The organism is Okeania sp. SIO3I5 (assembly GCF_010672085.1).
Classification (GTDB): Bacteria; Cyanobacteriota; Cyanobacteriia; order Cyanobacteriales; family Microcoleaceae; genus Trichodesmium.
The window spans coordinates 5968-22836 of the sequence record NZ_JAAHHT010000156.1; the positions used below are offsets into that span (position 1 = coordinate 5968).

Sequence of the window (16869 nt, forward strand, 5' to 3'; positions counted from 1 at the left end):
CAGAGATTTTTTAATCCTAATTAAAATACAGCGAACTTGAAACATTATTTTCAGTTTTCCCAATTTTCAGAAAATATGTAATATCCACTTCCAAAGATTCTGAAAAGTTAGATTAAATTAGACTGAAGCTGAGAACAAAATTTATCTATAGCAATTATTCTGCTCAATTAGCCAAAATCAAAAAATTATTAGAGCTAGACAGAGATTTTTTGATCCTAGGGAAAAGAAAATCAGAAAAACAACTAGACCTCAGTAACTAGAGAAATACCATATAATTTTCCCAAAGATTTAGATAGGGAATCATCAACTATTCTGCTCAATTAGCCAAAATCAAAAAATTATTAGCTCTAGACAGAGATTTTTTAATCCCAACGAAAGTGGAGGAAAAAAACGTTATTTTCAGTTTTCCCAATTTTCAGAAAATATATAATATCCACTTCCAAAGATTCTGAAAAGTTAGATTAAATTAGACTGAAGCTGAGAACAAAAAAGTATCTATAGCAATTTCCATTTTTGAGTGAAATAAAAAATTTATTAGCTTGAGGGAATAAAGAATAGTAACTCGGTTTCGGTGGGAAGAGAAAATCAGAAAAACAACTAGACCTCAGTAACTAGAAAAATACTATATAACTTTCCCAAAGATTTAGATAGGGAATTCAACTATTCTCCTAAATTAGCCAAAATCAAAAAATTATTAACTCTAGACAGAGATTTTTTAATCCTAATTAAAATACAGCGAACTTGAAACATTATTTTCAGTTTTCCCAATTTTCAGAAAATATGTAATATCCACTTCCAAAGATTCTGAAAAGTTAGATTAAATTAGACTGAAACTGAAAACAAAATTTATCTATAGCAATTATTCTGCTCAATTAGCCAAAATCAAAAAATTATTAGAGCTAGACAGAGATTTTTTAATCCTAGGGAAAAGAAAATCAGAAAAACAACTAGACCTCAGTAACTAGAGAAATACCATATAATTTTCCCAAAGATTTAGATAGGGAATCATCAACTATTCTCCTAAATTAGGCAAAATCAAAAAATTATTAGAGCTAGACAGAAATTTTTTAATCCTAATTAAAATTCAGGCACAAGAGACATGATTTTCAGTTTTGCCAATTTTCAGAGAATATGTAATATCCACTTCTGAAGATTCGGAAAAGTTAGATTGACTTAGACTGAAACTGAGAGCAAAATTTATCTAGAGCAATTTCCATTTTTGAGTAAAGATTTAGATAGGGAATCATCAACTATTCTGCTAAATTAGGCAAAATCAAAAAATTATTAGAGCTAGACAGAGATTTTTCAATCCTAACGAAAGTGGAGGAACAAGAAACATGATTTTCAGTTTTGCCAATTTTCAGATAATATGTAATATACACTGCTGAAGATTCTGAAAAGTTATGAATATTTTATAGAAAAATCTAAATATAAGTTTTGACTAATCTTGAACTTTGCTATTTTACTCAAGTAATAAACTCTCTCCAAATAATCAATCCAAACTGCATATCAAATCAAAGTTCAGAAATATTGCTAGAATACTATGGCAAAGAACAAACTTTTAGCAGAAATTTGCAGAGGTTGACTCCGCCCTATACTATAATCGAATATCTAGAACTAAAAATAGAATGACTTTGGCTCAAGCACTGGCACAAGAGTGGAAAACCAGACTTCAGGAAGACTATCCAAACCATAACTCAGATATCCACAATAGTATTGTTTGTTGGCTATTGGGAAATAATCCCAGTAAGTTAGAGACTCTTACTCCTGTCCAACAAGAAATGGCATCTAAAGGAAGAGAATTTCTTTATCGAATTCTAGGACAAAGATATTTGGACGTTTCCCCAGAACGAGCTTATCAAAACTTGATGCAGCGCTTGAGTGGGTTAGTGATGCTGCGGCAAAAAATACGAGCATGGGTAAATACCAGTCGCGATCGCCAGCGAAGTGTAGTTGATGTCCTCCAAGAAGTAGTCCAAGAGATGCTCAATAGCGATCGCTACCTACAGCAGCAAATGGCCAAAATTGCCGAATGTACGAAAAATCCCCATCTGCGAAACTCTTTATTGTTGGCAAGTGTAGAAGAATATTGTGTTAGACCAGTTCGTAATCAACCTCTACTGGTTTATAGATTTGTCAATTATTTACGTCGGACTCAAAGAGGTGGTCTAACTCAAGTACCTGTCAAGGAATGGGTCAAATTTATCTCAGAAGATATTACTCCTAGTGATACCGAAGATAGAGTAAGTTTGTTGGATGCTGTGGTGACATCGGAGTATCAAGATACAGAAGCAATGGAACAACAACATCAACTTCGGTCTAAAGTCGAAGAAGAATTTGAAAAATATTTAGCGGAAAAAGTTGACCAAAAAGCAGCAGAATGGTTAAAACTTTATATTAGAGGTAATACTCAGGATGAAATTGCTCAAGCTTTAAATATGCCTGTCAAACAGGTATATAGACTACGAGAAAAAGTTAGTTATCATGCAATTCGTGTTTTTGCGCTCAAACAACAACCGGAATTAATCGCTAATTGGCTAGAAATTTCTCTCAATGAGCATGGCCTAGGTTTGACTTCCAGTCAATGGCAAGAATATTGGCAAAATCTTAATTCTCAACAACGTCATTTAATTGAAGCCTTAAAATCCGGTGCAAGTATAGAGGAAATTGGTAAAAATTTAAACCTGAAAACCAATCAAGTTATTACTGAATGGACTAAATTATATTTAGCTGCTCAATCTTTACGGAATAGTTCTTAGACCATAGGAAATACTTTAATACCTGAACCATTAGAATTTTCCCATCGATCGTGAAGTAAATTTCACGATTATTTTTAACAGCTTTTGTCAACTTATTATTTCAGTTTGGGTAAGTTTAGTTGAGCGATTTGGATAGTTTATGAAGTTGAATAATGTCAAATTCTTAATAATAGTAGAATGTAGTGGTTTAGTATCTTCTAGTGACTACTCAACTGACTACTAACTACTAATATAAAATCTGCTCGGGTTCGGTATAAAAAAATCTTCCATCTTCAGTTATTGCCAAATCTTTCTAAATTCTCTAGCTTCCTTAAAACAAGGATTATTCTTATCAAACAAAACTGAGATTTCCAACACAAATATTTTAGTATCAAACCTTATCCAAAAATTTTTTTGAGGTGTGTCACCCCGTAATGGTTTAACCTCTAATCAGCCTGTTTTTTAATCTATTTGAGATTTAAGACATTTTTAGTATATAGAGGTTTTTTCCTTGCTCCTGTTTCGTTTCAAGCTATTTTTCCTGTCTCAACTAATCAAAACTTACCTGAGTAAATAGTTTAATTAATTCAATCTGTCAGTTTTTAAGATAGTATAGTATTATTACTCCACTACTCTAAACATTTAAAGGTTACAGCATTGGTATTAAATCCATGGGTCACCTATATTATTAATTAGTGGATTAATTTTTAGCAGGTGGAAAAAGATCAGTTTATATACTCAATTAATTGATTATTATCAAAGTTCTTGTTAACTCAACTTTAGAAACTCCAGCGAAGATAGTTATTGCCTATATTAATCTAATCCAATCCCAAAAATTGAGTATTAACTTCCGTTAGTTTAAAATACACAACTCAAAAATGTTAGCATTCGATAACAATCAGGGGGTAAAGCAAATGGATAATCCCCAGATATTTGCATTAATTGACAATATATTACCATTTGAAGCCTGTCTATACTATCAAATTTTACCTCTATCTGTAGAAGGTAGTCGAGTTAGACTTGGTGTCGTTGATCCGAAAGATTCTTCTGCTTTAGATTATGCTCGTCGATTACTATCTTACTTAAATTGTTCGCTGGTAACTGAGCAAATTTCCTCTGAAATTCAAAGGTCAATCCTTTCCTCTTATTTAAGCCATATTGGTCATCAAAAAGAAAAAAATTCTAGTGCTTCAACAGTTACTCTGCCTGAGGATAATCAAAAACAAATTGATAATTCTCAGTATGGTAAGGTTGGGAAAAATCACCAATTTTCTGAAGCAAAAAATAGAATAGAGTCAGGCAGTTCTATCAAAAATTCTCAAGATTCAAAACAGACAAAACTTCAATTAGAAATTCAACCTTCATCAAAAAACTCTCTCTGTGATATTTTGGAATTATCTTTACCTAGTTCTGTTGAAGCTACTTCTTTGGAAACTATGAGTGCTTTAGAACCTCAAAAGCTATTAAAACAACTACTGGTGAAGGTTTTAGAATCAGGAATTGGTAGACTTTATTTTGAACAAAAACAATCCCAAGGTAGAATTCTTTGGAGTCAAGATGGAGTTCTAAAATCTGTAGTTGAAGATTTAGAACCAAAGAAAATTGAAGCTATTATTAATGAGCTAAAAGTGCTTACCAAAATGTCATTAATTCCTCTTAAAAAACCTCGGCAAGTAGAGATAGAAAGAACCTATCAAAATAATCATTTATTATTGCGTTTGAGGGTAATGCCAGGAAATTATGGGGAAGAAGCAACATTACAAGTATTGAGAGGAGCAGCTTTAAGATTTTATCAACAGCAACAGCTATCTTTGTTGAGTCAAGATGCCTTTAAACTAGGTAAACAACTACAGATGAAAATCAATCAAGTTTGCTCTCGTCAACATTTAGCTCATTTTCAACTAGATAGCTTATTAACTTTGCAGAAATTACTTGATAATATTGAGCATCAAATTGACTGTATCGTTTCTCAACAAAATAATCAATTTTTGTAGATATAGCGATCGTAAATGATTTGTGAAAAAAAGCCCTAGTGCCGCTACGCGGAAGTCAAAATTCAAAATTCATGCATTATTGATTGGTAAGACTTTGAAAATTTTGTAACTGGTTAGTTATTTCTGCCATTCTGCACTAGGGGTTTGGTCTTTTCATCCCATTTCTACTTGGTTTTGGATACCAAACTCCCTCAGATGAACTGTTATACCAAAATCTATAATTTTTGTTAATAATTCCAACCTAAATAGCAAAAAATCTTACTTAGTTATGGACTGACTACTCAACAACGAAAGTCTTTGATGTTTTACAAAACGTAATACTTATGCCAAAACTTTTATATTTTTTCTAGGTTATACTCAATTCTTCTGGCAAAATTTAAAGATATAGAACTATGTCAATAGGAAATCGAGTTAAAAGTGGTTTGTATTCCACTACCACTAATAATAAGTGGACTACTTGGAAGGGAGTATATCAACGTTTAACTACAAAATTCTTCGCACGCCTGGATGTGGACGGGACTGATCCACAGATGCAATTCAGCGTTTGTTGGCAAAATCCAACGCAGTATGTTTTATTTATTGCCAAGATTCAACCAGCAGGTACTAACAAGTGGGAAGGTGATATTTGGTATCGATACAAGGATGCGCATCAATATAATATCTCAGGTATTAAACCCAATAAAATGTCCGTTGAATACCACGAAAAGTCACCTGATTCTAGCTTCCTGAAATTTGACTTTTACAAAGATAAGAAACATCTTATTGGTGAGTCTGGGCTTCTACGGACATCTGATTATTTTCGCCAGACTCAGTTAGAATTAGATTATGAAAAAGATGTAGATTACTGGCTAACCTATGATACTAGCTCGTTACCTCGTCCTGCTGGAGTGGCTGCGGAAGAGTTAACCCTAGAAAAAATCTATGGCAGGGCTGGTATCAAAATAACTCGCTCTGCTGCAGTAAATGCTGTTTCTAGTGCTGGAGCAGGTACAAATGCGCGATGGAATACGCAGGAACTACACGATGCTATGATAGCTAACTGGTCCCGAAAAGAAGGTGATCCTTGGGCAATGTGGGTCTTTTTTGCTAAAAGCTATGAAAACTTTCCAGGCTATGTCACCTTTGGTGTCATGTTTGATGATATTGGTACTTATCAACGCAGTGGTACTGCTATCTTTAGTCAAGCCATTGAGGACTATTATCCATCCTGGATTAATAACCGCGATGCAATTATCAAGCGTCACCATTTTCGGACTATGATTCACGAAATTGGTCATGCTTTCAACTTGGCTCATTCCTGGCAAAAACAAAGTGGATCGCGATGGCATAGTTCTGTAGTTAATGAGCCAAATGCAGGAAGCTTTATGAACTATCCTCGGAAAGTTGCAGGGGGCGAAGATGCTTACTGGCGAGATTTTGGCTTCCGGTTTAGCGACCAAGAATTGCTATTTTTACGTCACGCTCCTGAAGCTTTTGTCAGCATGGGATCTGCTACTTGGTTTACCAATCATGCTGACAGGGAATCAACGATGGAATTGATGGAGGAACTCAGCGGTCAAGATCCAGAGTCAGTTACTCTTCAGCTAGACCTTCGAGTCAATAAACAGCGTCCTGTGTTCGAGTTTATGGAACCAGTTACATTAGAGCTGAAATTAAAGAATATTAGCAATAAACCTCGCTCAGTAGACAAGTCAATTCTTAAAGATATTGGTCATATCACCATTGACATTACTCGTAATCAGTCTGAGACTAAGCAGTATCGTAGTTATTCTCAGCCTTGTTTCGCTCATGAAAAAATTACTCTCCAACCTGGAGAATCTTTGTTCAGTAATCTGTTCCTTTCCGCTGGTTCTTTAGGATGGTACATTGCCGATCCTGGATCTTACGAAATTACTATCACCCTCTCAGCGGAGAAAGAAGATGATGAGGGTAAAGAAATTGTCTCGTCTTCCTTTTCATTAGTTGTACTCCGCCCCAGTCCGCAAAAAAGGAGAGAAGAGGAAAAGTTAGCCCAAGATGTATTTAGCGATGATGTTGGTCGGATTCTTGCTTTCCAAGGTAGTCGGATTCTGGAATCGGGTAACGATATTCTTCAAGAATTGACTGAGCGTTTACCTCAAGCTAATGCAGTTCCCCACGCCAAAGTTGCCCTAGCATTACCTAAGTTAAAAAATTTCAAAACTGTTGATTTCAGTAATGGTCAACCACAAGTAAAAGTTCAAGATGCCAAATTAGAAGAGGCTTCCCAAGAGCTTCAAAAAGTCCTGGTGGAAAAAGGAACTGAAACTGCTGATACTCTGGGTAATATTGGCTTTAAGCAAATTTCTGACCAACTTAGTCAAGAGCTAGAAGACAAACAGGATAATAAAACAGCGGTTGCTATTCAAGAAAATGTGATTCAGGTAATGGATAAACGGGGTGTCAAACTACCGACTCAAGTCAAGCAAGAGATTGAATCTAAGGTGAACTCTTTGAAGAGTAAGAGCTAATTTTTCAATAATTAATTATTAATTATTAATTATTAATTATTAATTATTATATCAAATCCGGTTAAATAACCTCACAATCAATAGCTTAAAACCCTGATTATGAGGTTATTGGATCTATGTGCAATATACCCTAATTTTTCGGTAATCTCTGAGACTATTGGTTGTGACTGTTTAGATTATTAGAATTTAGGCATTGAAAAAGAGCTGAAAAGCTGTTCAGGTAGGGACAAGAGAAAAGGTCTAGAACCATAAGTATTGATAGATTGATGCTAACTCCAGCTCAAACTCTTTTTCCAAATATTTGCTTTAAAGTCATTTTTAACTCATTTTTTCTAGAAGTCCTGTTATTAGAGTTTTTTCGGGCAATTGTCTTGTTCAGAAATTTCCACTAGCTTCGATTTTTGCAGTATTTCGATAGACTCTTTTTGAAAAGCAGTTTGTTGCTCTTCTGATAAATCACTCAAGTCAAAACAATAATCAAATTCCCCTTCGTATCCCGCTGGATTTACTTCATACCTAATATCTGGATATTTTGTACTCAAAAAGTTTTCAAATTCCAGGGCTGTATCTCGATCAATACCAGCACCAAAACTGACAAAAGATACAACAAACATATTACCAGCCTTTGCCAATGGGACTGCTATTATCAATACAGTAATAGTTATAAGTGCAGCTACTATCGTTACAGCAATATAGTTAACAAATTTATTATTCATCAATTATCAACTAAATTTTTGTTGTAAATTAATGTCAGTTTTGGGGCAGAAAAGTAAGAGGCAATATGTTAAACAAAAGAAAACCATTCAGCTTATTGAGATACTCCCGACGTTGCCCTTACGGGACTTATAGGGATTCTTCAGTCTGGGAAACCCTGACCGCTGCGCATGACAGAGGTGATGTCCTCCCCCTGTGTTGACATTGATAATAACAAAATGCTCGTAGCTTGTGTCTTGGGCATATGAACGTTTAGCTTATGAAGGTATCCGAATCCTGGCCCAGGCTTTCATCCCGACGCTCCCCTCCCCCCTTTCCAAGGGGGGTTAGGGGGGATGGAGAGCGCGGGACTTCCCGCCAGGAAAGTTAAAAACTTTTTCAGCCAGCCCTATTTAGGGCTGGCTGATTAACTCTCAAAAGATTGACAGATAAAAGCTTTAGATTTTTTTGTCGAAAAAAGTACGAGCTTTTTGGCCTAAGAAGCACACCCTATACAAGGGCTGGTTCTAATTGTGGCCAACGGTTAACAGTTTTACCAATAATTGCCATTTCCTGCATTAACCGATCAAACTTATCGGGTGTTAGAGATTGAGGGCCATCTGAGAGAGCTTTTGCCGGATTGGGATGGACTTCAATCATCAGAGAATCTGTCCCTGCAGCAATAGCAGCCATGGCCATTGCAGGTACATATTCAGCTCTACCAGTACCATGACTAGGGTCAATCATAATTGGTAAATGAGTCAGCGATCGCAAAACTGGTATTGCAGACAAGTCCAAGGTATTACGAGCATACTGACGATCAAATGTCCTAATACCACGTTCACAAAGAATAACATTTGGATTTCCAGCTGCTAAAATATATTCTGCAGCCATTAACCAGTCTTCAATAGTTGCAGCCATTCCCCGCTTCAAAAGTACAGGTTTATCTTGAGCGCCGACTTTTTTTAATAAGGAAAAGTTTTGCATATTACGGGCACCTACTTGAACCACATCTGCAACTTCAATCAACTTTGGTAAGTCAGCAGCATCCATTACTTCTGTTATAATGCCCAAACCAGTTTTTTCTTTAGCGGCAGCCAACAAATTTAAAGCGCTCTCACCATGTCCCTGAAAAGAATAGGGAGAAGTACGAGGTTTATAAGCACCTCCACGCAAGAACCTAGCACCAGCAGCTTTCACCCGTTTGGCTGTTTCTATAATCATCTCCTCATTTTCTACGGAACAAGGTCCAGCAACTACAACTAGAGGGCTATCGAGGCCAAAAGGCACAGGTCCATCTGGAGTAGATACTACTACTGTACTAGGTTCTCCGTGACGAAACTCCAAACTTGCTCGTTTGTAGGGACGTTCGACGCGCATTACTTGTTCGATCCAAGGACTCATTTCTTGTAGTTGTAATGGATCTAGGTCTGCGGTATCTCCTACTAAACCAATGACAACTTTGTAGCGCCCAACAATTTTTTCTGGAGTTAGACCCCAATTAGTTTGGAGTTCGTTACAAAGACGATCTATTTCTGTTTCGGGAGAACCAATTTTAGTTACTATAATCATTTTTACTTTTACAGCTGAATAGGTATAGGTTCAATGTAAGATTATTTTTATCATAAGTTGAAACAGCAAAGTTATTGTAATTTCTTAATAAAGAGAATATAAAGTTTTGTTTTCTGTGTAGACTATGATACTTTACTTCTTTAAAAAAACTACAAAATAAAGTCTGGGAAAATAAAAATAAGTATAATCTGGGGACGAGATTTTATTCATTTCTGTAAGTAAGTATTCAGCAGTCAGTTATTAGCTATTAGCTTTATTGTCTTTAAAGGAGATATTAGCATCTTCGTAATTTCCCCACATTAAAAGTCAAAGTTAGTGTCAAAGCTGATCGCTTAAACTTGGCAGTCTATCAAGCCATATCTACAATTTTCCATTTTCCAGCAGACAATTAATTGTCTGATCTGAAATCTCAAACTTTTCGTTCTTGTGCTTTGAATTCTCTGGTTAAAAATATAGTATAAGCATTCAGCGGTCAGCCATTAGCTATCAACTTTATTACCTTTACAAAGAGAGATTAGCGTCTTCGTAATTTCCCTAAATTAAAAGTCAAAGTTAGTGTCAAAGCCGAGCATTTCACCTTAGCAGTCTATCGAGTCATATCTACAATTTTACATTTTCCAGCAGAGAATTAATTGTCTGATTTTAAAGCTAAAACTTTTCGTTCTTGTGCTTTAAATTCTCTGGTTAAAAATATAGTATAAGCATTCAGCGGTCAGCTATTAGTTATCAGCTTTATTACCTTTACAAAGAGAGATTAGCGTCTTCGTAATTTCCCTAAATTAAAAGTCAAAGTTAGTGCCAAAGCCGAGCATTTCACCTTAGCAGTCTATCGAGTCATATCTACAATTTTACATTTTCCAGCAGAGAATTAATTGTCTGATTTTAAAGCTAAAACTTTTCGTTTTTGTGCTTTGAATTCTCTGGTTAAAAATATAGTAGAAGCATTCAGCGGTCAGCTATTAGTTATCAGCTTTATTACCTTTAAAGAAGAGATTAGCATCTTGGTAATTTTCCTGAATTAAAAGTTAGTGTCAAAGTCGATTGCTTAACCTTGGCAGTCTATTAAGCCACATCTACGATTTTCCATTTTCTACCACACAATTAACAATTAATTGTCTGATTTGAAAACTCAAGCTTGTCGTTTTTGTGCTTTGAATTCTCTGGTTAAAAATATAGTAGAAGCATTCAGCGGTCAGCCATTAGCTATCAACTTTATTACCTTTAAAAGAGAGATTATAATCTTCGTAATTTCCCGAAATTAAAAGTTAGTTTAAAAGTCGATCGCTTAACCTTGGCAGTCTATGGAGCCATATCTACAATTTTCCATTTTCCAGCACACAATTAATTGTCTGATTTGAAAACTCAAACTTTTCGTTCTTGTGCTTTAAATTTATAGATTAAAAATATAGTAGAAGCATTCAGCGGTCAGCCATTAACTATCAGCTTTATTACCTTTAAAGGAGAGATTAGCATCTTCGGAATTTCCCGAAATTAAAAGTAAAAGTTAGTGTCAAAGCCGATTATTTCACCTTAGCAGTCTATGGAGCCACATCTAGGATTTTCCATTTTCCACCACACAATTAATTTTCTGATTTGAAAACTCCAACTTTTCGTTCTTGTGCTTCAATCTATGGGTAAAAAAAAATATAGTAGAAGCATTCAGCGGTCAGCCATTAACTATCAGCTTTATTACCTTTAAAAGAGAGATTGACATCTTCGTAACTCACCCAAATTAAAAGTAAAAGTTAGTGGAAAAGCCGAGCATTTCACTTTAGCAGTCTATGGAGCCACATCTAGGATTTTCCATTTTCCATCACACAATTAATTGTCTGATTTGAAAACTCCAACTTTTCGTTATTTTGCTTCAATCTATGGGTAAAAAAAAAATATAGTAGAAGCATTCAGCGGTCAGCCATTAACTATCAGCTTTATTACCTTTAAAGGATAGATTAGCATCTTCGTAATTTCCCTAAATTAAAAGTTAGTGTAAAAGTCAATTATTTAACCTTAGCAGTCTATCGAACCACATCTACAATTTTCCATTTTCCACCACACAATTAATTGCCTGATTTGAAAACTAAAACTTGTCGTTCTTGTGCTTCAATCTATTGGTTAAAAATGTAGTAGAAGCATTCAGAGGTCAGCCATTAGCTATCAACTTTATTACCTTTAAAAGAGAGATTAGCATCTTCGTAATTTCCCTAAATTAAAAGTCAAAGTTAGTGTAAAAGCCGATCGCTTAACCTTTGCAGTCTATGGAGCCACATCTATGATTTGCCATTTTCCACCACACAATTAATTGTCTGATTTGAAAACTCAAACTTGTCATTCTTATACTTCAACTCTCTGGTTAAAAATATAGTAGGAGTTAAACAAATGCTTACTTAATTTCTTAAAAAGCTGAGAGCTGACCGCGAATAGCTCAATGCTTAACTTCTATCACTACTAAATTTTGGAAAGAAATTAACTTTTGGATTTAGCTTCTTTCCAAGCTTCTCTCGTGCGTTGAAAGTTAATTTTTACTTCTTGCCAACCTAATAAACTACCTTTTTTATCTTCATCCCAAGAGGCAGAAAAAAGACCATAACTCAAACCAATAACACTCAAACCAAAAAAGCCCAGACTAACTAGCAAAACTGCTTGGTTTGGTAGTATAAAAATATCATTTGTAATGATAAAGTAGCTAAAAATAAAAGTTGACAAAGCTAGTAGCATGGGTAGACCAGATAATAATATCATACGGCTTATCATCCGCCTACTAACTACTTCAGGAATAGAACTTTCTCCTCTAACTCTTTTACGCTTTTGATTTTGATTTACATTAGGAGAATTTTGTTCTTTTGTCACCTTTTTTTGAGGTGAAGAAGATGATTTTTTGCCTTGCTTTTTACGGCTTTTAGCAGGTTCAAAAGGTAAAGGTTGGCGTGATGATTCTGGGGGCATAAGTCAGTTTTTAACCTCTAATACCAAGGCGAGTAATTAATGCTTTATAACGTTCCTGGCTTTGTTTCTGGATATATGTTAATAAGCGCTTACGTCTACCAATCATTTTTAATAGACCTCTCTGGGATGAATAATCTTGTTTATTATTTTTTAAATGAGCGCTTAATTTACTAATTTTTTCTGTCAGCATTGCCACTTGGACATCTGCTGAACCTGTATCCGTTTCATGGGTTTGATACTCACTAATAATCTCTTGTTTACGCTGTTGTTTGAGAGCCATTATGTTTAATTTCTACTAATCTTTCCAAAAATTACCACAATCACTTATAGTATCATATATCTTTGTTCTGAGAAATACCTATATAAGTCCTTCACAGTTGAGTAGAGCGACTCAACCAACTAATAGCTTCCCGAATCCAATCTTCTGCATTGGTATTTTTGGACATATTAGCATCTTGACTAACAGCTTGCAATGCCTGTATTACTTCTTGGCCTGTATATCCTAAAGCTAACAAAGTCATTTCTACCTCTTCTTGAATAGCAGGGGTGACTCCTACTGGTACTGATGTAGCTAAACCTGCATCTTGTCGCCACTCGGCCAATTTATTTTTCAATTCTAAAGCAATACGTTCTGCCGTTTTTGCCCCTACCCCAGGGGTTTTGGCTAATACACGAGTATTTCCCCCCACAATAGCTTGAACTAAGTCTGGTAATTCTAGAGTATCAAGTAGGGCGATCGCTAATTGTGCCCCAATACCACTGACACTTACCAACTGACGAAATAAGTCTCTTTCTGCGGAAGTACCAAAACCGTACAATACTATTTGGTCCTCTCGTACTTGTTGGTGGGTAAAAACTTGGACATCTTCCTCCGGTTGTAGACTTTGAGTCAACCTAGGCAGAATTTGTAGTTCATAACCTATTTGATTAACCTCTAAAATTAGAGTCACACGAGAACTACTGCTTTTGTGAACATCTGCTACTTTTCCTTTCAAATAGTTAATCATTCAAATTATTTCAAAATTATTTCAAAATTACATATTAACAACTGTTAGACCTTTATTAAACTTGCCAAAGTTTTGAATTTTATAAATAGTGGGAAAAGAGTCTCTGGAAATTATCAAAACTTGGTAAGCTTTTCCCTTATAACCTATGAGTTATTAGCCTATTATCACACTAAAAGGAATTAGTCTCCGAATAAAATTAAAAGTTATGAATAAAATTGTCATTGCTGAATGCTTACCGAAAAAATCAGGTTTAATGCCTATCCTAGAAAGGATAAAAAGCGGGCGAGCGATGGATGGATTACCTAACTATATTCAATCTCCCCTTGAAAACCTAAAAATTCCTTTTAACCAATCCTTTTATTACAGAAGAGGTAATAAGTAATAAGTAATAAGTAATCAGTAATCAGTAATTGTTAATTATTGAACAAAGCTATTCCCCAGCTAAAAATTCAGTTAATGAAAATTTTTCTATTCTTGGTAGTTAGAATTTGCCTATGTAGTAATCCTAAATTATTTGAGAATAAAACTGTAGGGGTTTGGTTTCCAAATCCAATTTTTGCTTTGGTTTGGATACCAAAACCCGTTAGATAAAATCGTACAACCTATTTATGATTGCTATAGTTTGGAAAAAATCTCTAATTTTCCTAGAAAAGCTTGATAATAAAACTACAATAATTATTGCTCTGCTGATTAAATCTCAAACCATTAACAATAAAAGCTTTAGCCTTTTTAGCTTGGAAAAAAAAGTGCCGGATATTTAGTCTAAAACGCTCAAAAATTTGGCATTGTCTGTCGGAAATGCAAAAAAATTACTCCCCTAATCTCCCACTCCTTAAAAATACTTTTTCAACAAACCCTACTTACTCTTGACTCTCTCCCTAAAAAAACTTTTTTAGTAAACCCTAATTAACTTGTCAAAAAATATCAACAAAAGTCTTTAGATTTAATCTTAGTTATCACTCGCTTTCCATCACGATTAAACAATTCTTGCTGAGGTTTCATAATCAAACCTTCTGCCATAAATTACTGATTTTTTGCAATGTGGGAAGTGATACCAAATCCGGTTATCAAAACCATCTTTTTCAAGTTCCTTTCTAAACCTTCTGCCTTCTGCCTTACCTTCAGAATAAAGGTTCTTTGTAAACTGGATTTGATATGAAAAATTGTTTTGCAAGTTCTATTGCTTTATCAAACGATCATTTGATTCTGTTGAATTACAATAATCAACGTTTAAACTTACTTGTTATCTGAATCTTTGCCTAAATTAATGAAATTGATATGATTTTAATGTCATTACAAAAATATCTTATATCCCAATTTTTTCCTAATCTAGACAAACAAATTTTCACCCTATCCATAGGTAGATTATTGTCTGAAATTGGGACTGGTTTTACATTATTTTATGCACCAATTTTTTTTGTAAATCAAGTTGGCTTATCTAGCACTTCAGTAGGTATTGCTTTAGGCAGTTCTCAAATTTCTGGAATAATTGCTCGCTTTCTTAGTGGTTCATTTTCTGATTCTCAAAAATTTGGTCGTCGCAAAACCTTATTATTGTCATCCATTATCTCTGCATTAGCTTCAATAGTTATGGCAATAGCTAATAATTTTTATACTGTCATAATAGGAAATTTATTACTTGGATTAGGTATAGGATTATATTGGCCTGCAAATGAAGCAATTGTGGCAGACTTAACAGTACAAACCGAACGCAAAGAAGCTTATGCTGTAACAAAATTAGCAGATAATATCGGTTTCCAATTAGGAGTTATTGCTGGTGGAATAGCAGTTAATTTTACAGGTGCTTATAGGTCGTTATTTATAATTGATGCTATTTCATTCCTAATTTTTGCAGTAGTTATATACCTAAACATTCAAGAGACTTATAAACCAAATCCTTTGGAATTACAAACAGATAGAAAAAAAAGTATTGATGGTTGGTTGCAAGCTTTCCGAGATCAAAATCTAATTATTTTTATAGTAGTGAATATTTTTTTTACTTTTTACGCTTCTCAAATTTACAGCACAATGCCTTTATATTTAAGCAACTTTGCTTTGGGAAATTTTTCACCACTAATTATCAGCACTATATTTGCCGGATATACTGCCTTGACTGTTATATTTCAATTACCAGTGGCTAGGAAATTGGGTGATTTAAGTCATCCTCAAGCATTAATAATTTCAGCAATTTTATGGGGAATAGGATTTATCGCCATAGACATCACTAACATAGTAGAAATAGGTCATATTTTCTGGACTATTTTAGCTTTTAGTTTATTCGCTATTGCAATTATTTCTTATCACCCTTCCGCTGCTGCTTTAATAGCAGATTTAGCACCGGAATCTTTGCGTGGTATTTATTCAGCAATTAATTCTCAGTGTTGGGCAATTGGATATTTAATCGGACCGCCATTAGGAGGATGGGTATTAGACGGGAAAGAGATTATAGTTAAAATTTTTTGGTTAGGAATAGCAATAAGTGCAGGGATTACGATTATATTTTTGCAGCATCTTGATAGAAGAATGATTAGTAAAAAAATCTAATCTAAAAAGTAATTAATCTATAAAAATGACACCATAATTAAATTTAGTATCTAGTTGAAATTTTCAAAAAAATTATTCATTATATGTCAATAAAAAATTGAGGAAGTAAGTAGTAAAAAACAAAATAAAAAAGCGAAAACTATTCTCGCTGCAATAGAAAAATGTTTTGATTATGCAGTTCTTAATTAGACTCGCTCTAACTGTTCAAATATATGAAATTAACCAATCAAAAATTTAGGCAGTAGAAACCAGGGAGTAGATAGTACGAAAAAAAGGAAAGAGGCAAATATATTCTCGCTGCAACAGAAGCACATTTTGATTATGACTTTCTTAATTACACTCGCTCTAACTGTTGAAATATATGAAATTAACCAATCAAAAATTTAGGGAGTAGAGAACAGGGAGTAGGTAGTAGAAAAAAAAGGAAACAGAGAAAAATATTCTCGCTGCAACAGAAGAAAATTTTGATTATGGAGTTCTTAATTAGACTCGCTCTAATTGTTCAAATATATAAAATTCACAAATCAAAACTTGAGGCAGTATAAACCAGGGAGTAGGTAGTACGAAAAAAAAGGAAAAAGCGAAAAATATTCTCGCTGCAACAGAAGAAAATTTTGATTATGGAGTTCTTAATTAGACTCGCTTTAACTTTTGAAATAGATGAAATTCACAAATTGATTATGAAGTTCTTAAATTAGACTCGCTCTAACTTTTGAAATATATGAAATTAACAACTCAAAAATTTAGGCAGTAGAAACCAGGGAGTAGGTAGTACGAAAAAAAGAAACAGAGAAAAATATTATCGCTGCAACAGCAGAATATTTTGATTATGGAGTTCTTAATTAGACTCGCTTTAAGTGTTCAAATATATGAAATTCACAAATCAAAA

At 34.3% G+C, this 16869-nt stretch carries 10 protein-coding genes; 5 read left to right on the forward strand and 5 right to left on the reverse strand.

Translation table 11 applies throughout. The features are described 5' to 3' along the window. The first annotated feature begins 1628 nt into the window (after positions 1-1628). The 3 genes from F6K40_RS27025 (at position 1629) to F6K40_RS27035 (ending at position 7221) form a co-directional block, all read left to right on the forward strand. Entirely contained in the window at positions 1629-2759 is a 1131-nt protein-coding gene (locus tag F6K40_RS27025) for a HetZ-related protein 2 (protein ID WP_293140196.1), read from the forward strand. Between the two features lie 857 nt (positions 2760-3616). After that, on the forward strand, positions 3617-4732 hold the full coding sequence (locus tag F6K40_RS27030; RefSeq protein WP_293140197.1) for an ATPase, T2SS/T4P/T4SS family: 1116 nt from the start codon (positions 3617-3619) through the stop codon (positions 4730-4732). Positions 4733-5124: 392 nt separating this feature from the next. Beyond that, complete coding sequence (locus F6K40_RS27035; RefSeq protein ID WP_293140198.1) at positions 5125-7221, forward strand: zinc metalloprotease; 2097 nt, start codon at positions 5125-5127, stop codon at positions 7219-7221. A 347-nt stretch (positions 7222-7568) separates the two neighbouring features. Here the strand turns inward: F6K40_RS27035 and F6K40_RS27040 are convergent, their stop codons facing one another. The 5 genes from F6K40_RS27040 to ruvA form a co-directional block, all read right to left on the reverse strand. Then, positions 7569-7937, reverse strand: coding sequence for a hypothetical protein (locus F6K40_RS27040; RefSeq protein WP_293140199.1), 369 nt, complete (start codon positions 7935-7937; stop codon positions 7569-7571). A 487-nt stretch (positions 7938-8424) separates the two neighbouring features. Continuing rightward, positions 8425-9486 (reverse strand): 3-deoxy-7-phosphoheptulonate synthase, encoded by a 1062-nt coding sequence (aroF, locus tag F6K40_RS27045; protein WP_293140200.1) that lies wholly within the window; start codon positions 9484-9486, stop codon positions 8425-8427. Positions 9487-11949: 2463 nt separating this feature from the next. Then, positions 11950-12429 carry a PAM68 family protein gene (locus tag F6K40_RS27050; protein WP_293140201.1) on the reverse strand — a complete coding sequence of 160 codons (480 nt, stop codon included), beginning with the start codon at positions 12427-12429 and terminating at the stop codon, positions 11950-11952. 10 nt (positions 12430-12439) lie between these two features. After that, positions 12440-12709, reverse strand: a complete 270-nt coding sequence (gene rpsO / locus F6K40_RS27055) for a 30S ribosomal protein S15 (RefSeq protein WP_293140202.1) — start codon at positions 12707-12709, stop codon at positions 12440-12442. Positions 12710-12800: 91 nt separating this feature from the next. Next, the gene (ruvA, locus tag F6K40_RS27060; protein WP_293140203.1) at positions 12801-13436 is read right to left on the reverse strand and encodes a Holliday junction branch migration protein RuvA; all 636 of its coding nucleotides are present in this window, start codon (positions 13434-13436) and stop codon (positions 12801-12803) included. A 205-nt stretch (positions 13437-13641) separates the two neighbouring features. Between ruvA and F6K40_RS27065 the strand changes: the two genes are divergently transcribed. Together F6K40_RS27065 and F6K40_RS27070 are read left to right on the forward strand one after the other, a co-directional pair. After that, complete coding sequence (locus F6K40_RS27065) at positions 13642-13818, forward strand: hypothetical protein (RefSeq protein WP_293140204.1); 177 nt, start codon at positions 13642-13644, stop codon at positions 13816-13818. A 905-nt stretch (positions 13819-14723) separates the two neighbouring features. Further along, positions 14724-15980: an MFS transporter gene (locus F6K40_RS27070; RefSeq protein WP_293140205.1), complete on the forward strand. Its 1257-nt coding sequence runs from the start codon at positions 14724-14726 to the stop codon at positions 15978-15980. Positions 15981-16869 lie beyond the last annotated feature (889 nt).